This is a genomic window from Bacillus cereus group sp. RP37 (assembly GCF_040459695.1).
Lineage (GTDB): Bacteria > Bacillota > Bacilli > Bacillales > Bacillaceae_G > Bacillus_A.
Genome location: NZ_JARVHP010000001.1, coordinates 979006 through 1000026, shown reverse-complemented (window position 1 = coordinate 1000026; position 21021 = coordinate 979006). Strand labels below are relative to the sequence as shown.

The window sequence follows — 21021 nt, the reverse complement described above, 5'->3', positions numbered from 1 at the left end:
CTAGTCTAAATGTTTCTTATATTCTCTTTGAGCGAAAAAGAAATACATGATGCATGCGGCGATATAAAACAGAATAAACAAACCTACTTTTCGTAATGAACCATCCATAAAAATCGTATTATGAAACGTATATAACGCAACTGCACTATGCATACTTCCTACTATAATAGGCGCAAAAAATAGCATACACAATTGCCAACGAGAAACCTTCCACACTTCTTCCTTCGTCATTCCAAGTTTAGAAAGTGCCCCGTACTGCTTTCGATCGGATGCAATATTATGAAACCATTTAAAATATACGATACTACATGAAGTAAGAAAGAATAATATACTAATGAATGAACCTACAAATAAAGTAATATCGCCAAACTCTTTCATATTCACATATAACTCCATATTACTTCGAAATGCATTATTATCATCTTGTTTCATATGTTTCCGTAAATCTCCATTTAATTTTTTCGTATTTTCGATATTGGGTAATGTGTATCCTCGATATATCATTTTTTCAGAATCCGGAACCTTATTTGCTATACTGTCAAAATCTTCATCATTCATAACGAAAAACAAACCGTTAATGTGCGCGAGGTGATAATTAAATCGCGCCCCTTCTTTCTGACCGTTAAATACGAATGGATACGTTTGATTCATTACTTTTAATTGAATCTCTTTTTGATTATATACATTCGGATAATTACTTTTATTATAATAAACAAGTGTAACTGTACCTTTTTTCGGATGATATATTTTCTTTTTTTGTTTTCTCGCTTCTTGATTGTATTCACTTTCCTTTATAAGCGGTGCAACTTCGATTTCTCCCTTATTAGACTGGAAGGATGCATACACTCCAACAAAACTCATAAATTGAAAATCATCATATCCATATTGATGCAGTAATTGTTCAACCGTATCTTCCTCAAAGACTTCGTGGGTAGAAACACCTTTTTCTATGTATGAAAATGAGTGCGCCCCCCCATCCCGCCACATATCTTGCATACCCGAAAAATATAAGAACACCGTACCTGTTGCCGTAACTACAAACGTCGTTGCCATCGACATTAGAAAGAAAAAACGACCATTTTCCTTCATTCGATGTGACAATTGATTCACTATAAATAAGTACGGATATGTATACATAATCTTTTTATTTCGTTTAATCATTTCTAACAATTGGATTGTACCGTGTGTAAAAGAAAAGTACGTACCGAAAAAGACAAGTATAGACACAGGAAAAAAGTATAACGCTATCGTTGGCATCGTCGCTTGTAACGCTAACACATATCCTACTACTAAACAAATAAAGCCGAATATACAAAGCCACATTGATGTTTTCTTCTCTTTTTTATCCGTTCGAAAGTCCTTCAACAACCGAATGATTTTTATATTCCATATACGTAAAGCACTTATAAAAGATAACAGAATAAAAACAACCATATATGTAATAAACGTTACCCCAATCGCTTTCACGTCAAATATGACAGGGAGTTCTTTCGGAAGACGCATTAGCATGCTAATCACCATAAAAAAGAGTTTCAAAAAGATCATGCCAATCCCTATACCGAAAATATTAGCAAATACCCCAATCAATATTTGCTCGGTCATAATTACTCCTATTACGTTAGATTTCGTTGCTCCCATTAACATATATAATCCTAATTCTTTCTTACGTGCCTCTATGAAAATAGAAGTAGAGTACAAAATAAATATAATGAAAAAAGAAATGATTATAACATTACATACGATAAGTCCCCAGCGTACGTTTTGATACCACAGTGTCTCTTGCATATACGGATGTACAATAACAGACATGTATGCAAAAGACGCAAATATTGCAAAACAACTGCTTAAGAAAAACACTTTATAATTACGCCAATTTCCTTTTATATTTTGCAGCGCTAGTTGCCGAATGTTCATCTATCGTCCCCCTATAACTTACTACATAGGCAAAAAGCTAGAGGTTTCTCTAGCTTTGCACGTGTTTCAAATATCCTCTCTGCGCGATCATAAAGTAAATCGCAGAAGCTACAATGTATGCTCCAATTACAATCGCACCTGATTTCCATAAATCGAGATAAAGCATTTTCCCTAACGTATGAAGAGCAAATCCACTATGAATGGCACCGATTACAATTGGGATAAAGAAGATAACGCCCATTTGTCGAATTGCAATTTTACGAATTTCTTTATCTGTCATACCGATTCTCTTTAACGATTTAAATTGAATACGATCTTGTTCTTTATCGTTAAACCATTTAAAGTATGTCATACTACAAGCGAAGAAGAAGAACAGTACAGCTACAAAGAAACCGATAAACATCGTAATTGCTCCTGATTCTCTTATATTTTTATAAGCGAGCACCGAGTTATTTAATTCCTCTTGCTTATCTGGTGCAACTTCCTTTTTCAAATCTAACACAAGGTCTTCGGTACTTTTCCAGTCTTCTATATAATAACCGTAATATTTCGTCTTTTCTTCATCTGGTACAAGCTTTGCGTATTTCTCAAAATCTTGATCATTCACAATGAGATATTCACCATCATTAAAAACAGAAAATGGAGTTGGCTCATTTAATTGAACAGATTGCTTTTGTCCGTTAATTTTAATTTCATACGGTTTCGAACGATCTATCTTCATCATATCGTTCGCCATATCCATTATGACCATCGTTGCACTACCTGGTGCATTATGAACTTCTCTAACTTGCTCTCTCTTTTGTTTACGTGCTTCAGCATTATATTCTTTTTCTGAAACAATCGCCATCGGTACTTCATGCTCACTGTTAAACATCGTGATTTTTTGAGTTCCAGGAAGTTTTACGTACGTTACCTCTCGCGCATCTTCAAATCCGTGTTTTTTTATTAATTCTTTTGTTTTCCCTTCTTTTATGACATTATGCGTATGAATGCCTTTTTCCTCATACGAAATAGCATGCGGGGTACTAGTTACTGCCTTATAACTCATATCCTCAAAAAATACGTACAGTGTACCAACTGCCGAAGATACAACCGCCGTAATGATAGAAATTACAAATAGAAAACGAGCATTATCTTTCATTTTATAAATAAGATTGCTAAGTACGAACATGTTTGGATATGTATAAAAAGATCTTTTTCTTTTTTGCAGTGCTTTTAATACGACTGTACTACCTTGTGTAAACAGTAAATAAGTTCCGCCTATCGTCAGCCCTACAATCGGTAAAAACAGTATGATAAAATTCATAAATGTCACTTGGAAGCTAAGTACATATGCAACAATAATACATCCTATACCAACTACACATAACGATGTAAATGCAAAAGGTTCTACTTTTTGTTTTCTTGCTTCTCTTAATAAATCAATAATTTGCAAGCGTCCTACTGTCCAAACGCTAAACAATGATAGGATTAAAAATAGAATAAAGTATACACCCGCTGTAATCAAAACCGCTTTACTATTCCATACGAGTGGAAGTGTTTTATCTATTTTCAATATTACGCTTAATGCTTGGAAGAATAATTTTGAACAAAGCATACCAAGCCCAATACCTACTATAATTGCAATACTACCTAACATAAGCTGTTCTAATATAATCATTCGGCCAAGTTGAGATTTTGTTCCGCCTATTAATGTTAGTAGACCAAACTCTTTTTTCCTTGCTCGTAAAAATGTTGAATTTGCATATAAAATAAAAAGTGCTGAGAAGATGACTACAATATAATTCATCGATTCTAATCCTTTTGAAATCATCTCCCTCATACTAATATTACCGCTTACGACATCTGGATGATAAATAAAGGAAGCATACATGAAAAATACGACAATCGATAAACAACTACTTATAAGAAACGCTTTATAATTACGCCAATTTCCTTTTACATTACTAAGCGCGAGCTGGCGAAAGTTCATGATATTCTCCTCCTAGCATCGCAAGTACGTCCAGAATTTCTTGGAAAAAGGCTTGCTTCGTTCTTCCTTTATGTATTTCTGAGAAAATCTCTCCATCGCGAATGAAAAGAATACGTTCGCAATAACTCGCCGCTACTGGATCATGCGTAACCATTGCAATGGTTACTTTCTTTTGTTCATGTAGGTCTTGTAACGCGCTCATTAATGATTTCGCCGACTTTGAATCTAAGTTTCCAGTTGGCTCATCCGCTAAAATTAACGTCGGTTCATGAATAATCGCTCTCGCAGCTGCTGCACGTTGTTGTTGTCCGCCTGATACTTCATACACTTTTTTATTTAAAATTTCTTCGATATTTAAAAACTTTGCAATCTCAAGCACTTTCGCATCGATTTCATTTACAGATTTCTTCGCCATTACAAGCGGTAAAATAATATTTTCTTTAATCGATAACGTATCAAGTAAGTTAAAATCTTGGAAGATGAATCCTAAATGTGTACGGCGAAACTCCGCTAATTTTGCAGCACGCATTTGATTAATTTCTTCACCATTTACAAGCACATGACCTGAAGTTTGTTTATCAATTGTTGCTAATAAATTTAAAAGCGTTGTTTTCCCGCTCCCTGAAGGACCCATAATCCCTACAAATTCGCCTTCTTCTATTTTAAAATTTATATCGTTTAAAGCAGTCGTCGCTACTGAACCTTTTGATTGGTACACCTTCGTTAATCCTTTTACTTCAAGAACACTCATTTCTAATCCCCCTACGTGTTTTCTTCTTACATTTACTATAAGAAAAATAAGAAAAAGAAACGAGTGATTTCCCTTACAAAACGTTTTGTTATCTTACAGTTTTGTCATTTTTCTCATTAATGTATGATATTCTTCATCTTTTGCAAATTGGAACGTGAATATTGTCCCTTCTCCTTCAGCCGATTGCACATAAATACCGTGATGTAAATTATCACAAATTTCCTTCGTAATATATAAACCCATTCCAGTCGCTTCTCTCGTTTTACGACCATTTATCCCCGTAAAGAATGGATCAAATATACGCTTTACATCTTGCTCTGGAATACCGATTCCATTGTCCTTAATATGTAATAATACCTTTTGATCTTTCTCTTCAATTTGAAATTGAATTTCCTTTTTCTCTGCTTCCGAAATTTTTGTATACTTAATTGCATTTACAACAATTTGCCCTATAGCAATACTTAGCCATTTTCTATCAGAGGCAACCATACAAGTATCTTCCTCAAACATCACTTTCGGAAATACAGACGATTGAATGAAAGACTTTCGATTTTCATTAATAATACCTCGAATAATATCTATCACATTTACTACTTCTACTTTATAGTCTTTCGCAAACTGCTCTAACCTTGCCATATGTAACGCTAAATCTAAACCATTTAGTATACGATTATTTTCCTCGCGAATACTTTCAACTGTTGCTCTTGCTTCACGATGCTCTTTACCAAACTTCTGTAATAGTAACTCAATAACAGATACTGGTGTTTTCATTTGATGAATCCATTGATTCATAAATATCATTTGCTGTTGTTCTTTTGCATGTTGTTTATGAACTTCATTCATATATTGCTGTCTTAACAGCGTAAACGATTCAACGACCATCTCTTGCTCTGCCGTATAAGAAGTGTCAATAAGTAATGAATCATGTAATGTATTTCCGCCAGTAACATACTTTTCGATCCTCTTTAAAAACACACTCCGTTTTCGGTAATCGTAAATGAGATATACAGTAAAAACAACTGTCCCTAATAAAAGTCCGTATAACCACGTATTCCAATCAATAGATCGCTTTTCTAGAAGACTTTGCAACTGCAAAACGAGCCCAAATAAACAAAGGCTAACAATGTAAGAAAGAATTAAAGAAAAGCGATCCATGAGGTAATCTTTAACCTTCATGCCCTTCTCCCCACTCTGTAAGAAGCGCATAACCATATCCACGTTTCGTTACAATTGCATTTTTAATGCCTAGCTCCTCTAGTTTCTTCCTTACGCGTTTTACATTTACGGTTAATGTATTATCATCAACAAAAGCTACCTCATCCCACAGGGCTTCTAACAGTTCTTCACGCGTTACATATTGATTTGCTTGTTTCATTAAACACTCTAATAAGTAAAATTCATTTTTTGTCAGCTCCGTTTGTTGCCCATGCCACTCAACAATGTGCTGGGATGGAAATAACAACAATCCATTTACACCTAAACAATCACTCTCAGCAACAGAGGCGTACTCACCATAGCCACGGCGAAGTGCACTTTTCACCTTTGCCATGACGATATCTAAATGGAATGGCTTCGTAATGTAATCATCTCCGCCATTCTCAATCGCCATTACTTGATCCATTTCTCCTGTTCTTGCAGAAACAAAAATAATTGGTGCATTCGATACACTGCGGATTTGACGACACCAATAGAAACCATCAAAATACGGTAAATTAATATCAAGTAACACGAGATGCGGATTTACTTTTACGAACTCATCTTTTATATGTCGTAAATCACTTGCTCTAAATGATTGATAGCCATACCTTTCTAAATGCTCCTCTAATATTCCCGCTATTTTTTCATCGTCTTCTACAATTAATATTTTATACATGTTCGTTTTCTCCCCATAAAAAATTCTTCCAAAACCACTCCTTGTTCTATTATAAATTGAAAATTTAATTAGTGGGTATTTTTTCCTATACGAATCAGACATTTACAATAAAAAAAGACTGCCATATTTCGGCAGTCTTAGTCGATAAATTCAAATTCATATTCAAGAATTTTTACAATATCTCCATCTTTTGCACCACGTGCACGAAGCGCTTCATCAATACCCATTCCGCGCATTTGACGAGCGAAACGACGTATAGATTCATCACGTGAGAAGTCTGTCATTTTGAATGTCTTCTCAATATCATAACCAGAAATAACAAATGTGCCGTCACTTTCACGTGTAATTTCAAATTTAAGACTTTCAGCATCAAATTTGTACATTACACTTGCTTCAGACTCCTCGACAACATCGTACATTGGGAATTCTGGTGTTGTTTCTAATAAGTTCGCTACTTCAAATAGTAAGTCACGAACACCTTGTTTCGTTACAGCTGAGATTGGGAAGATTTTTACTTCGTCTCCCACTTTCTCTTTAAATGCTTGTAAGTTTTCTTCTGCATCTGGCATATCCATTTTGTTTGCAACAACAACTTGTGGACGCTCTGTTAAACGCATATTGTATTCTTTTAATTCATTATTAATTGTTACATAATCTTCATATGGCTCACGGCCTTCTAAACCAGACATATCAATAACGTGCACGATTACACGTGTACGCTCAATATGACGTAAGAATTGGTGTCCAAGTCCAACGCCTGCATGTGCGCCTTCAATTAGTCCAGGAAGGTCAGCCATAACGAAACTGCGGTTATCACCAGTTTCAACAACACCAAGATTTGGAACGATTGTTGTAAAGTGATATTCTGCAATTTTCGGACGCGCTGATGATACAACAGATAATAATGTAGATTTACCTACACTTGGGAATCCAACAAGTCCAACATCTGCTAGCACTTTAAGTTCTAGAATGACATCACGCTCTTGACCTGGTTCCCCGTTCTCAGCGATTTCTGGCGCTGGGTTCGTTGCTGTTGCGAAACGTGAGTTACCACGGCCACCACGGCCACCTCTTGCGATTACAGCTGTTTGTTCATGCGTTACTAAATCCGCAAGAATTTGACCTGTTTTTTCATCTTTTACTATTGTTCCTGGTGGAACCTTTACGATTAAATCTTCAGATTTACGACCGTGCTGACCTTTACTCATTCCGTGCTGACCGCGATCAGCTTTGAAATGACGTTGGTAGCGGAAATCCATTAATGTACGTAAGCCTTCCTCAACAACAAAAACAACATCTGCACCTTTACCACCGTCGCCACCTGCTGGGCCACCTTTAGGTACATACTTCTCACGACGATACGCAACCATTCCGTTACCACCGTCGCCGCCTTTTACATATATCTTGACCTGATCTACAAACATTATTTCACCACACTTTTTTCGATTGGTTGTAATATAACTGAGACTTCTTCGTCTCGTACTGTATAAGAAATGGAATACCATTTATTGTTTTGGGTCGCAAGCCAATTCTGTAGTTCTTCTACACTCGTTAGCTTACCACGAAAATCAAAAAAGAAACGAGCATTATCCGCGTCACATTCAATTGTGATACAAACATAATTTTCAACATATACGTCTAAACTATGCTGAAGCATTGAGAAAAATTGATCCGTCCATGTACATACAGTCTCATCTAAGTGAGAGAAGTTATGTAATTTCCCTAATACTTCGTACTCCAATAAGCACGGCTGCTGTTTCCAATTATATGTTAAAATCCACTCTGAAAATAAAGGCATTGATAGCCCCATCAGATTGGATTCTTGTCTCGCTTCTTGGACAAAACGATCGATGAGACTATGAATCTCTTCCACTTTTCCAAGGGAAAGGTTTCCTTTCACCATCTGCATACGATTGAGCCAATCATGTCTTGAATGGCGCAATGCATCTATAATTGTCCATTTTTCATTCATTTAGATACTCCTTAATATAGAAAAACTCTAACCTGCACTCAGGTTAGAGTTTTCCGTGAGTTCTTATGCTTCTTGAGCAACAGGATATACGCTCACTTGTTTGCGGTCACGGCCAAGACGCTCAAAGCGTACTACGCCGTCAACTTTCGCGTATAAAGTGTCATCGCCACCACGACCAACGTTAACACCTGGATAAATTTTTGTACCGCGTTGACGGTAAAGAATTGAACCACCTGAAACCGTTTGACCATCTGCGCGTTTAGCACCAAGACGTTTTGACTGAGAGTCACGACCGTTCTTTGTACTACCTACACCTTTCTTAGATGCGAAAAACTGAAGATCTAATCTTAACATACGTTACACCTCCTGCACTTTTTCTATTAAACGGATATACTTTCCGTAATCAAGTTCGATCGTCTTTAGCGAAACAACTAATCCTTCTAAAAGTATCTGTGCTTTTTCTGCTGTATGAACGTCTAAATCATTAGGCAATTCATACGTTAAGAATCCGCCATCACTTCCGAGTTCAATAGTTGCCTGCACATTACAAAGTTCTTCCACTGCATTTATAGAACCGAACACAACCGCTGTAGTTCCAGCACAGACAAGATCTTGTCCATGTGGCGCATAATTGGCATGTCCAGTCATTTTAAATGATTGGATACTTCCTAATTTCGTGCGACTTATCGTAATTTTAATCATGTTAACCAGAATTAAGCGTTGATAGCTTCAACAACTAGCTTAGTGTAAGGTTGACGATGACCTTGTTTCTTACGATTGTTCTTTTTCGCTTTGTATTTGAAAACGATGATTTTCTTAGCGCGACCTTGTTTTTCAACTTTCGCAGTAACTGTTGCACCTTCTACAACTGGGCTACCAACTTTAACGTTTTCGCCACCAACGAAAAGAACTTTGTCAAAAGTAACAGTTTCACCAGCTTCAACATCTAATTTTTCAATGTAGATTGCTTGACCAGCTTCAACTTTAATTTGTTTTCCACCTGTTTCGATAATTGCGTACATACTTGCACCTCCTCTTATTTACTAAGACTCGCCAAAAACGAGGTAGACATAAATGTCTTTAGGGAACCTGTCTTGTGCGGTTGTAGCATATAGCCGTTTAGGTGCTATAAACTATAACATAAAGATGTTATCATGAATCATAGACGGTTGTCAATAAATGTTCTGCTAACTATTTTTTCCGTTCTACAATTTCTGTTTTACTTCCAAAACGAATAATAGCGTACTTTTCGATCATATCATCTTTGAAGTAAATTTCAAATGGAATATTTTTTTGTAATTCTTTTTGCAAAAATTGTTTTTGTAACTCTTTAGGTGCAGCGATTAATACTGCCTCATCTTCTATATCGCCATATGTGATTAACTCTCTTTCTAACTCATACGCAATTGTTTCATATGACATCACATACCCCGTCGCTTTGCACGGTACACACTCTTCTAGTAATACATCGCGTAAAGAATGTTTTTTACGTTTACGTGTCATCTCCAAAACCCCTAACTCTGTAAACCCGAGCACTCTTGTATATGTGCGATCATTTTGCATAGCAGCTATGAGACATTCTCTTACCTTTTCTTTATCTTCTCTTCTTTTCATATTAATAAAATCAATTAATATCATACCGCCAATATCACGCAGTCTTAATTGACGTGCAATCTCTTCAGCTGCCACTTCATTTGTACGAAGGACTGTATCTTGTAAATTTTGCTTTCCGGTAAACTTGCCCGTATTCACATCAATTACAGTCATCGTCTCCATTTGTTCCACAATTAAATAAGCACCATTCGGAAGCCAAACAATTTTTTGAAGTGCTTTCTCGATCTCACGCTCTATTCCAAAATGGTTAAACATTGAAGACTTTTCATTATAAAAAGATACTTTTTCTTTTCCGACTTTTTCTTCTAATTCTTTTACAATACTTCTTGTATCTACAACTACTTTTTCAATCGTTTCAATTGGATTCTCTTGAAATACACGATCTAAAAAGGTGGCCGGTCGATGAAGCAGTAACGGTGCTTTCCCTTGGCCCTCTTTTCTTTTTAACTCTTCATATAACTGCTGTAACCTTTGCATTTCAGCTTGTATTTCTTCAATTTCTCCTTTTTCAGAAGCAGAGCGAAAAATGTAACCACCGGTCCCTTCTACTTCAATTTGAAGTAGCTGTTGCCTTCTTTTATTGTTTTTTATTTTCCGAGAAACCGCACGCATTTCATCATATGGCATATAAACGACATATTTCCCGGTAAATTCTATGTTCGCTGTCAATTTCGGCCCTTTCGTATCAATTGCTTCTTTCACAACTTGTACGAGTACCGCTTGCCCTTCATGTATACGATATGAAGATGGTACATCATCATATGAAAGGTACGCATGTTTTTCTAAACCGATGTTTACAAATGCTGCGTTCATTCCAGCGATTGTTCTTACGATGCGTCCAACATAAATATGCCCAACAATCTCTTGTTCTTCATTTCGTTTCCATAAAAACTCTACAATTTTTTTCTTCTCTTCAATTGCAACTCGTTTTTCCGATCCAGCGTAGTTCATAAATAACGTTTTCAAAATTATTTCCTCACTTTATAATCTTCTTTGCTTTTACAATAATAAAAGGTTAGTGCTATCGTCAACACTAACCGATTAATTCTTCAACAGATGAAGTTGTTCGTTTTTCAGTAAAATACGCATAGAGCAATTCATTTTCATCCAATGTGTAATGTTCTTTATATTTTCCATGGACGATAATAGAGTGCTTATACCCCCTACGAAATTTTGTGAATATCTTATATAAATGATCTTTTGATTGCACTTCAATAGGTGCAATCTTTTCAATTCCTCTTTTGTTCCCATAATAACGTTCTAATAAAAAACGCATAAAGGCATACCGTCTTTGTTTCCATTCCTGATATAACGATACCGCTAAAAATATGAGTAGTACCCACATCATTACATTGTTGCTATTCCAAAGTAACTGCCAGCCTAGTATTACACTAAAAAAAACACATGATAATTTCATCATCTTTTCATGTGCTTGTAAATAAGGAAAACGATATGATAATACGTTAAACAATACTTTCCCACCATCAAGCGGCCAAATAGGTAGTAAATTAAATGCTAAAATGATTATATTATTCCACATAAAGAAATAATATAAATCCGCATCAAGCCAACCAACTTCAAACAATATATAACCTACCAGCATCATCCAAATATGTTGAATAGGTCCTGCAATTACAACAACAAGCTCCTCTTTCAACGACTTATTTCCATGTTCCTCGAGCTCAGCCACACCACCAAACGGTAAAAGTTGAATCTTTTTAATACGCCAATTATAGTGTGCCGCTGCAAAAGCATGCCCAAGTTCATGGATGAGAACGATACAAAATAACAGTAGTAACTCTTTAAAACGCGCCGTAAAAATACCAATGACAATTATAACCCAAAACAACGGATGCACTGAAATCTTCGTTAAAACATCCCTATATTTAATCAAATGAAATCACCTGAATCGGGTCAATAAATTTTTCATTCTTTTTTATTGCGAAATAAAACTTACCATTTTTATTATTTGCATCATTATTCACTGTTCCAATTTTTTGTTTCTTTGAAACGTAATCATATAATTTCACCGACATGTCATTTAAATTTGCATACCATGACTCAGTGCCATCCGCGTGCTGAATTTGAACTGTATTTCCAAGTTCCTCTTTCTTGCCTGCAAAAACAACTAGCCCTTCATTCACTGACTCAACAGTTGCATTTGTAGCCGTTTGAACAAATACACCTTGGCCATTTTTTTGAAACCCTTGCATCACCTTTCCGGAAGCAGGAATTGCATAATCTTTTTGCTGAATGGTTCCTTCTTTTTTCTCATTAGGCGAATAGAATACGAGTGGTTTTCCAAACTGTTTTTCGTACCATTTCGCTACAGTAGCAAACTGAAATTCTTCTTTCATCACTTTTTCTGTAACAGCTTTCGCACCGTCGAAAGAAGAGGGTGCATTCTTATATAAAATAGCGACAGAAAGAACTAATATTGCTGATAACAAAACTTTAAAGAAAAATACTTCCTTTCGAAATAAAGGATGAATTTCCTTTTCTCCTTCTTCAATAAATACTGATTCACTATCAAAATTCCCTCCAGCAAAATACTGCTCTTCCTCCATCCTTTCTTGCTCTGCCTTCCTTTTCGCAATCCGTTTTTTAATTTCTTCTACACGTCTATTCTTCATACTGTCTCCTTTCTTTCGTTAAGCTGATTTAAGTAGAAACAGTTGTATACAGTTTGTACATATGTATGAGCTAGGAAAGGAAGATATTCGTGTGAAGAAAAAAGAAAGCACTTCGCATATGTGCGAAGTGCTGTTAACGGATTCCAAAGAAGTTTTTCACCTTTGTAAATACCGATACCTTTTCTTGTTCAAATGCTTGTAATGGTACATTCTCACCCAACAAGCGTCTTGCAATATTACGATAAGCTAACGCTGCTTTTCCACTCGGTTGCAACGCTACAGGTTCACCTGTATTTGTAGCACGAATAACTTCATCATCATCTTCGACAACACCAAGAAGCTCGATTGACAATGTACGTACGATTTCATCAACATCTAACATATCCTGTTCATGAAGCATATGACTACGCACACGGTTAATAACAAGTTTCGGTGGTTCAATATCCTCTTTTTCTAAAAGCCCGATAATACGATCCGCATCGCGCATTGAGGATACTTCTGGCGTCGTAACAACGATTGCTTTATCCGCACCAGCTACCGCGTTTTTAAATCCCTGCTCAATCCCCGCAGGACAATCAATTAATATGTAATCGTAATCTTGACGTAATACTTGTATTAATTCATCCATTTGTTCAGGTGTTACCGCTGATTTATCACTCGTTTGTGCTGCAGGTAATAAATAAAGATCATCAAAACGTTTATCTTTAATAAGAGCCTGAGGTAAACGGCAACGCCCTTCAACGACATCAACAAGATCAAATACAATACGATTTTCCAGCCCCATTACTACGTCTAAGTTTCGAAGACCGATATCTGTGTCAATTAAGCACACTTTCTTTCCAGATAACGCTAGGGCTGTACCAATGTTCGCAGACGTTGTAGTTTTACCTACTCCGCCTTTTCCAGATGTAATTACTATTGCCTCTCCCACAGCTATACAATTCCCCTTTCTAACTTTGTTAAATTAGGTCTAAGATGAGTGAGAAGTTGCAGTCGATCGACAACAATGTGATTGTTCTCATTAATATACGCACATTCTGCCGCCTCCGCTCCGTCTTCTTTCTCTTCCGGAGCCCGCATTGCCACATCACTAATTCGAAGTTGCATCGGGTTCATAACAGATGCAGCGATTACAGCATCCGAATCCCCATAATACCCAGCATGCGCAATTCCTCTTAATGATCCTACGACAAAAATATTCCCCCCAGCGATAACCGTTCCGCCTGGATTAACATCTCCAATTAACAATAAATTTCCTTTTACATGTAAAACTTGTCCAGAGCGAACAATTTTGGAAATAGGGACAATTTCTGTTTCTTCTTTCCAAGCTATTGCTTCCGCTTTAGTTATAACATCACTTTCAATTGAATCCACAACAAGATTCTTTTTATTACGAATTAACGTACGAATCTCTTCTTGTTGGACTTCTGTTAAATAACGATTTCCCACTTTCACATGCACTTCAATTAAAGAGCGCCCATCACCATGATAGTAATGTGTAGAAAGCTTTTCGTCCAATTCCTTCAGTAATTCAGAGAATGAACAACAATCATCTAAATGAAGCGTTATTCCGTCTTTTGTCCCTTTTATTGTTACATTTTGTTGCTTTTTTTCTTCCACTAAAGTTCACCCCACCGATTCAATTCGACATAAAATTAGAAAATCCTTTTTTCTTTTTCTTCCATCGCTTTTGAAAGACGCACTAAATATCGTCTCAGTGGGAAACAAACTATCAATAAGAAAATTGCATTTAGCAATAAAGTAGACAGGAGACGATCTGTGAAAAAGACATACGCCGACATATGAGTACGTCCTAACAAAGTTAAAAATCCATACACATAATACTCTAATGCTACAATGCTAGCTAGTACGATAGAAGCAACAATAAATAAATTCAATTGTAGTATCTTCATCACACTATAAACTAAATAAGCTAAAATTGGATACGCAAAAATATATATACCGACAAGTTCTGTGTATACGGTATCAAATAAGAAACCAAATAAGAGTCCGTAATAAATCCCTTGGACCGGACTATAGTACACAGTAATAAAACATAACACAATTATAAAGAAATGAGGTGCTGCTATACTGTCTTTCCAAAAAACCTCTGTTGGAACAACAGTAGCAAACATATTTTCAAATAGAAAAACAAAAAGGAGCAAAAGAGGAAGAGCTGCTCTTTTTAAAATCTTCATCATCTCTTCTCCTCCTCCTATTCTAATGGCGCTGAAGGCGTTTCACGTTTAGCAACCATAAGATGCTCTACGTCATTTAAATCAGCGGCTGGTTTTACATAAGCTGTTTTTGTTAAACCGTATGGATCCGGCTGAACATCAACAATTTTTCCAATTACAAGGCCTTTTGGGAAAATATCACCAAGTCCAGATGTTACAACTAGTTGATCTTTCTCTACCTTAGCATCAGAGCCAATCTTTGTGAAAAGAAGTAAGTGCTTTTCTTTGTCGTAACCTTCAATCAATCCAAAGATTTTCTCGTCACCTTGTACGATAGCAGAAACACGATTTGTTCGGCTCATAGAGCTTAGTAATTCTACTGATGATGTAAACTGAGATACACTTTTCACTCGTCCAACTAAACCTTGTGAAGTTACTACAGCCATATCTTTTTTAATTCCTTGCTGTGCCCCTTTATCAATTCCAATTAAATCGTACCATTTATCTGGATTACGAGAAACAACAGTCGCTGGAATTTCAGTATAACCGCTATTCAACTCTTTTTTACCCGTTAACTCTTGTAGTTTCTTTTTATCATCTTCTAATTGTTTTACTTTTCCTGATAGTTCTGCATAATTATCTAATTTTGCTTTTAATTCTTTATTCTCTTCATACGTGCGCTTTACATCTTCCACATCTTCAAAGAATCCAGCTACGTATTTCGCTGGCTTTTGGAATACACGCTCTACAACACCGACAGTATCTTTAATAAACTGCTCTGGCCACGTCAAACTATTCCGTTCTTTCAATGAGATTCCAATCAATGCCACGAGAAGAATAATACTAACTAACAAAACAATTAATCTTTTGTTTAAGAAAAACTGTGGCACGTTCACACCCTCTTAATTTTACTGATTTTTATTTTGCAATATTATCGAGCAGCAGTTTTGAAAAGATCGATATTGTCTAATGCTTTACCCGTTCCAATTGCTACGCAATCTAATGGGTCTTCTGCAACAAGAACTGGCATATTTGTTTCTTCACTAATCACTTTATCTAAATTACGTAGTAATGCTCCGCCACCTGTCAATACGATACCACGGTCCATAATATCTGCTGCTAATTCAGGTGGAGTTTTCTCTAACGTATTTTTAACAGATTCTACAATTGCATCTACTGTATCTTTTAATGCATCTGCAATTTCTTCTGGCTGAATTAGTACTGTTTTTGGTAAACCACTTACTAAATCACGACCGCGAATTTCCATAGGCTCGATACCTTCTGGCTCGCCTGCAGAACCGATTTCTAATTTTAATGCTTCAGCTGTTCTTTCACCGATCATTAAGTTATAGCTTTTCTTAATGTACTGAATGATTGAATCATCCATATCATCACCAGCAACACGAACTGATTGGCTTGTTACAATACCACCTAAAGAAATGATTGCAACTTCTGTTGTACCGCCACCGATATCAACAACCATACTACCAGTTGGCTCCCAAACAGGTAAGTTTGCACCGATTGCCGCTGCAAATGGTTCTTCAATTGGATAAGCGTCACGAGCACCAGCTTGACGAGTCGCATCAATTACTGCACGTCTTTCTACAGCTGTAATACCAGACGGTACACATACCATTACGTAAGGCTTACGTGAGAAGAATCCATTTGATTTTTGAGCTTGTTGAATGTAATATTTCATCATTGTTGCTGTCGTTTCGTAATCAGCAATTACACCGTCTTTCATTGGGCGAAGTGCCACAACGTTTCCTGGTGTACGACCAATCATTTGTTTTGCATCGCTACCTACAGCAACGATTTGTTTCGTATCAGTTTGTAACGCTACTACTGAAGGTTCACGTAAAACTACACCTTTTCCTTTTACATATACAAGCGTGTTTGCAGTTCCTAAATCTATTCCAAGATCGCGAGTAAAGCCACCAAATCCAAACATATTTTTTATCTTCCTTTCTTGTTTTCACGGACTCATTTTTTCTTACTTTATATTATAAAAACAGTACGTTTTTTATATCTTTATCCTTCTTGTAGATAAATTTCTACAAAAAACTCATAAATCACATTATAAAACAAAATAAGTAAAAAGCATAGTCTTAAATATGACCTTTTTCCTTTAAACTCACGAATTTATGGTCACCTATTATAATATGGTCAAGCACTTCAATTCCGATAATTCGACCGCATTCTACTAAGCGTTTTGTTACTTCGATATCTTCTCTGCTCGGCGTCGGGTCTCCTGAGGGATGGTTATGAAGACATATGATAGAGGCTGCTGCACGGCGGAATGCTTCTTTAAAAACTTCCCTTGGATGTACAATTGATGTGTTTAAACTTCCAATAAAAATCGTTTGCCTATGTATAACTTGATTTTTTGTGTTTAAATATAAACATACAAAATGCTCCTGCTGCAGGAAGCGCATTTCTTCCATCATATATCTCGCACAATCTTCTGGGCTTCGGATGCTATATCTATTTTGATATTCTAAACGTACCATCCTTCTACCAAGTTCAAAAGCGGCTATAAGCTGGGCTGCCTTTGCAATCCCAACACCATGTATACTGACAAGCTCTTCTAACGTTGCATCTTTCAACATACGTAAACCATCAAAGTGATGTAAAATTTTATCTGATAACTTTAAAACTGTTTCTTCTTTAGAACCTGTTCTGAGTAACACTGCAAGAAGCTCCCGATTCGATAAACTCCCAGCTCCTTCTAACAATAAACGCTCCCGTGGCTGTTCTTCTTTGACAACATCACGAATACCGTTCATTTCTCCACCCCTTTTATTTGTTCTCTCAAAGAAAATCCCATGCAATTCTACGCATGGGTTACATCAATATTAAATTGTTTTAATTCCCGAACAAGACGTGAAATTGGTAACCCGACTACACTATAGTAGTCCCCTTGAATATGTTGAACAAAAATAGATCCTTTACCTTGAATTCCATAACTTCCTGCTTTATCAAGAGGCTCTTTTGATGCAACGTATACGTCAATTTCCTCTTCTGTTAATTCCCAAAACATAACTTCTGTACGCTCATAAAAAGTGACTGTTTTGTCTTTTGCTATAATTGCAACACCCGTATACACTTCATGTGTTTTCCCTGATAATAATCGTAACATTTCTTTCGCCTCATCCTCATTAGAAGGCTTTCCAAGAACACGCGAATCATATGTAACAATTGTGTCTGCACCTAACACAATGTGATCACCATTCGTTTCTGCTACCGCAGATGCTTTTTGCAGGGCAAGAGACATAACAATATCAGAAGGTGATGAGTACGCACCAATCGTTTCTTCTACTTCACTTACAACGATTTCAAACGGTACACCTGCTAACTCAAGCAATTCCTTTCTGCGAGGTGATCCTGAAGCTAAAATAATTTTTCTCATATTTTCTCCTTCCTTTCTCACATGAAGCAGAATCATTTACAACAATCGTATCAAAGGAATAGTTTGTCCACAAATGAAAGAAATATTATTTTCTCTAAACAAAATAATACTTCCTTACTAAAATACGATTATATTCCTGCCATAGAGAAAGCGCTTTGCTCTAAATTCAAAAGAAAAGAAAGAAGTACCTATACCTCTTCCTTCGTCATTTCATTATCCTATTATTTCACCTTTTGTGAAACAATTTTTTCATATGAAAGTATACCATCAATAATAACTTGATTTAATTTCGCCAAAGATTCCTTATCACCTTTTCCATCCTTCACTGTTTGCACAGCTACTGACGTATACATATACAATTTCTTCGCTTCTTCTTGCTTCATACTTTTCCCTTCTTTTTCAATCGCTTTCCACTCTTTTTCAATCGCACCTATATCTTTTGTATTACTTTTTCCACTAGCTTGTACGCTGGAAGCATATTTTGCTAAATGAGTATATAATGGCTGTACTTTTGTTAAAAACGCCCCGACTTCTTTATCATCTTTAAGTAACGCTTTATCTGTTATATCCCAGTTTTTTTTCAATACGGAGACATTATCATTTTTATACTGCGTCATTAATTGATTTATGCCCTGTTCATCGCTAGCAACACCAACAACTAATGCATACTTATCACCGCTCGGTTTTAAAGCTGCGACGCCTCCATTGCCTTTCCACTCTTCAAGAGCAGCCTGTCCCTTTTCTTCAGAAGAATAAATTCCTCCTTGAACAAAAAATAATTTCATTGGATCTAATAACGTTCCTGTCTGTGCTTTTGTTTTTTCCTCTTTTGGTGCTGGTGTTTGTTCTGCCGTTCCACCCACCTTTGATTCTTCATTTTGCATCTGCTTCGAAGCTGTTACTTCACTTCCCCCTGTCGCCCCTTGTCCTTTAAGTAACTGTAGCATTCCCATCCCAAACGCCGTACCAATAACAATCGCAGTTGCAACGATTGCAATTAATGTATTGCTCCACTTCTTTCGTATTTTTTCCGTAGACGCTAATTTCGCTTTTTGAAACGGAACAACGTTTTTTGGTCTTTCACTTTCTACTACCATCCATTCAAATTCATCTTTCTTCTTCTCCTCATACTTCGCTTCTGTTCCATTCACTTTCACTGAGATCGTTCGTGATTGCTTGTCCATACACTCACACCTCACCTCTTATCGTTGTCCGCATCATATCATATTCATTTCACAAAAAAACGAGATATTTGTCAGAGGAATTCGCCAAATAACCCTATATATTTATCTTATATGTATGCATTTGACTTCATTTGTAGAACAAAAAAACTAGATAGCAAAGACTATCTAGTTTTTTTCGCGAATATATTTTCGAACTTCCGAAATGAAATAAAGAGAACCTGTTATGATAAAAACATCATTTTCTCCAAGCATTTCAACCTTCGTATCAATTGCCTCTTTCCAATTTTCAAAAATTAATTTTGACTCTTTCTTTGAATACGATGCAAGCTCACCTGCTGAAATAGCACGATCAAAGGCGAATGTTGTAAAAATAATTTCATCGGCGATGGTTTCTAATTGCCCTACCATATTATGCAATTGTTTATCACCAAGGGCAGTAAATAAAACTATTACATTTTTATCTTTGTAATGTGATTCTACCGTTTTCACAAGACTTTCAATACCTTCTGGGTTATGAGCACCATCTATAATAATATCTGGATTACTTTGCAGTTTTTCAAAGCGCCCCACCCAATACGCTTCCTTTAATCCAGTTCTTATTTCTTCTTCCTCAATTAAAAATGATAAATATGTTTTCACATACATGACTGCCATAAGTGCAAGTGCTGCGTTTCCTACTTGATGACTGCCTTTCATTGAGATTTGCACATCTTTAAAAGAGGCGAAAGGACAAGTGAAATCGAACTGTTCTCCATCTTCGCTAGACTGTTTATGTAACGCTGTAAAATGCTTGCCCATCTCGTATAAGTTTGCATGATTTTCCTTTGCAACCTTTTGAATGACTTGCAATGCTTCCTCATCTTGTACACCAGTAATAACTGGAACACCAGACTTAATAATCCCTGCCTTTTCATATGCAATTTCTCCTAGTGTATTCCCTAAAATATGCATATGATCGTGGCCGATATTTGTAATAATCGTGAGAACAGGATGAATAACATTCGTAGAATCAAAGCGCCCTCCAAGCCCTGTTTCAAATAAAACAACATCGCAGAAATTGACTTTACCGAAATAACAAATTGCCATAACAGTAATAATTTCAAACTCAGTCGCTTCCCCTAAATCCGTCTCATCTAGTTTTTCAACGACTGGCTTTACCATCTTTACAAGTTCAGTAATCTCTTCATCTGCAATTGGTGTTCCATTCACACTAATACGTTCGTTAAATGTTTCAATATAAGGAGAGGTAAATGTTCCTACCTTATATTTTGCGTCCTCTAACATGTAGCGCATATATGTTAACGTTGAACCTTTTCCATTTGTACCAGCAAGATGAATACATTTTATGTGACGCTCTGGATTTCCGAGCTCTTCTAGCATCCATCTCATTCTTTCTAATCCTGGTTTAATACCAAACTTCAATCGGCTATGAATCCACCCTATCGCTTCTTCGTATGTATGTATCACGTATGCTTTCCCCTTTCAACAGACAACCTTTATACTCCTATTATACGCAAAGAAA

General features: G+C 36.3%; 22 protein-coding genes and 1 other annotated feature. All 22 genes read right to left on the bottom strand.

Annotated features, from left to right (window positions below; all coding sequences use genetic code 11):
- Nucleotides 1-1914: an ABC transporter permease gene (locus QCI44_RS05305; protein ID WP_016135380.1), complete on the bottom strand. Its 1914-nt coding sequence runs from the start codon at nt 1912-1914 to the stop codon at nt 1-3.
- Between the two features lie 49 nt (nt 1915-1963).
- Nucleotides 1964-3886, bottom strand: coding sequence for an ABC transporter permease (locus QCI44_RS05300; protein ID WP_016135381.1), 1923 nt, complete (start codon nt 3884-3886; stop codon nt 1964-1966).
- Complete coding sequence (locus QCI44_RS05295) at nt 3861-4637, bottom strand: ABC transporter ATP-binding protein (protein WP_000114530.1); 777 nt, start codon at nt 4635-4637, stop codon at nt 3861-3863. Before QCI44_RS05295 ends, QCI44_RS05300 begins: the two co-directional genes overlap by 26 nt.
- Nucleotides 4638-4730: 93 nt before the next feature.
- Nucleotides 4731-5813, bottom strand: a complete 1083-nt coding sequence (locus QCI44_RS05290; RefSeq protein ID WP_098985947.1) for a HAMP domain-containing histidine kinase — start codon at nt 5811-5813, stop codon at nt 4731-4733.
- The gene (locus QCI44_RS05285) at nt 5803-6510 is read right to left on the bottom strand and encodes a response regulator transcription factor (RefSeq protein ID WP_016135383.1); all 708 of its coding nucleotides are present in this window, start codon (nt 6508-6510) and stop codon (nt 5803-5805) included. The genes QCI44_RS05290 and QCI44_RS05285 overlap by 11 nt, the downstream gene beginning before the upstream one ends.
- A gap of 137 nt (nt 6511-6647) precedes the next feature.
- Nucleotides 6648-7934, bottom strand: coding sequence for a GTPase ObgE (gene obgE / locus QCI44_RS05280; RefSeq protein WP_000497121.1), 1287 nt, complete (start codon nt 7932-7934; stop codon nt 6648-6650).
- Nucleotides 7934-8482, bottom strand: a complete 549-nt coding sequence (locus QCI44_RS05275) for a sporulation initiation phosphotransferase B (RefSeq protein ID WP_016086142.1) — start codon at nt 8480-8482, stop codon at nt 7934-7936. The genes obgE and QCI44_RS05275 overlap by 1 nt, the downstream gene beginning before the upstream one ends.
- Nucleotides 8483-8545: 63 nt before the next feature.
- Nucleotides 8546-8836: a 50S ribosomal protein L27 gene (gene rpmA / locus QCI44_RS05270; RefSeq protein WP_000944957.1), complete on the bottom strand. Its 291-nt coding sequence runs from the start codon at nt 8834-8836 to the stop codon at nt 8546-8548.
- Between the two features lie 3 nt (nt 8837-8839).
- Nucleotides 8840-9184 carry a ribosomal-processing cysteine protease Prp gene (locus tag QCI44_RS05265; protein ID WP_002008596.1) on the bottom strand — a complete coding sequence of 115 codons (345 nt, stop codon included), beginning with the start codon at nt 9182-9184 and terminating at the stop codon, nt 8840-8842.
- Nucleotides 9185-9195: 11 nt separating this feature from the next.
- On the bottom strand, nt 9196-9504 hold the full coding sequence (rplU, locus tag QCI44_RS05260) for a 50S ribosomal protein L21 (protein WP_000270907.1): 309 nt from the start codon (nt 9502-9504) through the stop codon (nt 9196-9198).
- Nucleotides 9505-9518: 14 nt separating this feature from the next.
- Nucleotides 9519-9596: a sequence feature (ribosomal protein L21 leader region), on the bottom strand.
- A gap of 77 nt (nt 9597-9673) precedes the next feature.
- The gene (locus QCI44_RS05255) at nt 9674-11062 is read right to left on the bottom strand and encodes an Rne/Rng family ribonuclease (RefSeq protein ID WP_016135384.1); all 1389 of its coding nucleotides are present in this window, start codon (nt 11060-11062) and stop codon (nt 9674-9676) included.
- 67 nt (nt 11063-11129) lie between these two features.
- The gene (spoIVFB, locus tag QCI44_RS05250; RefSeq protein WP_016086140.1) at nt 11130-11990 is read right to left on the bottom strand and encodes a stage IV sporulation intramembrane metalloprotease SpoIVFB; all 861 of its coding nucleotides are present in this window, start codon (nt 11988-11990) and stop codon (nt 11130-11132) included.
- Nucleotides 11983-12729 (bottom strand): stage IV sporulation protein SpoIVFA, encoded by a 747-nt coding sequence (gene spoIVFA, locus QCI44_RS05245; protein WP_016086139.1) that lies wholly within the window; start codon nt 12727-12729, stop codon nt 11983-11985. Before spoIVFA ends, spoIVFB begins: the two co-directional genes overlap by 8 nt.
- A gap of 133 nt (nt 12730-12862) precedes the next feature.
- Nucleotides 12863-13660, bottom strand: a complete 798-nt coding sequence (gene minD / locus QCI44_RS05240; RefSeq protein ID WP_000503311.1) for a septum site-determining protein MinD — start codon at nt 13658-13660, stop codon at nt 12863-12865.
- Between the two features lie 2 nt (nt 13661-13662).
- Nucleotides 13663-14349 carry a septum site-determining protein MinC gene (gene minC, locus QCI44_RS05235; protein WP_016086138.1) on the bottom strand — a complete coding sequence of 229 codons (687 nt, stop codon included), beginning with the start codon at nt 14347-14349 and terminating at the stop codon, nt 13663-13665.
- Between the two features lie 35 nt (nt 14350-14384).
- The gene (gene mreD / locus QCI44_RS05230; protein WP_016086137.1) at nt 14385-14930 is read right to left on the bottom strand and encodes a rod shape-determining protein MreD; all 546 of its coding nucleotides are present in this window, start codon (nt 14928-14930) and stop codon (nt 14385-14387) included.
- Nucleotides 14931-14944: 14 nt separating this feature from the next.
- Nucleotides 14945-15796, bottom strand: coding sequence for a rod shape-determining protein MreC (gene mreC / locus QCI44_RS05225; protein ID WP_016086136.1), 852 nt, complete (start codon nt 15794-15796; stop codon nt 14945-14947).
- 41 nt (nt 15797-15837) lie between these two features.
- Nucleotides 15838-16857: a cell shape-determining protein MreB gene (gene mreB, locus QCI44_RS05220; RefSeq protein WP_000466737.1), complete on the bottom strand. Its 1020-nt coding sequence runs from the start codon at nt 16855-16857 to the stop codon at nt 15838-15840.
- Nucleotides 16858-17014: 157 nt separating this feature from the next.
- A complete protein-coding gene (gene radC, locus QCI44_RS05215) occupies nt 17015-17692 on the bottom strand; it encodes a DNA repair protein RadC (RefSeq protein ID WP_016135385.1) in 678 nt (225 codons plus the stop codon).
- A gap of 47 nt (nt 17693-17739) precedes the next feature.
- Entirely contained in the window at nt 17740-18315 is a 576-nt protein-coding gene (locus tag QCI44_RS05210) for a Maf family protein (protein WP_353811027.1), read from the bottom strand.
- Nucleotides 18316-18536: 221 nt separating this feature from the next.
- Complete coding sequence (locus QCI44_RS05205; protein WP_353811026.1) at nt 18537-19499, bottom strand: stage II sporulation protein B; 963 nt, start codon at nt 19497-19499, stop codon at nt 18537-18539.
- Nucleotides 19500-19664: 165 nt separating this feature from the next.
- Nucleotides 19665-20966 carry a bifunctional folylpolyglutamate synthase/dihydrofolate synthase gene (locus QCI44_RS05200; protein ID WP_016086106.1) on the bottom strand — a complete coding sequence of 434 codons (1302 nt, stop codon included), beginning with the start codon at nt 20964-20966 and terminating at the stop codon, nt 19665-19667.
- Nucleotides 20967-21021: the final 55 nt, after the last annotated feature.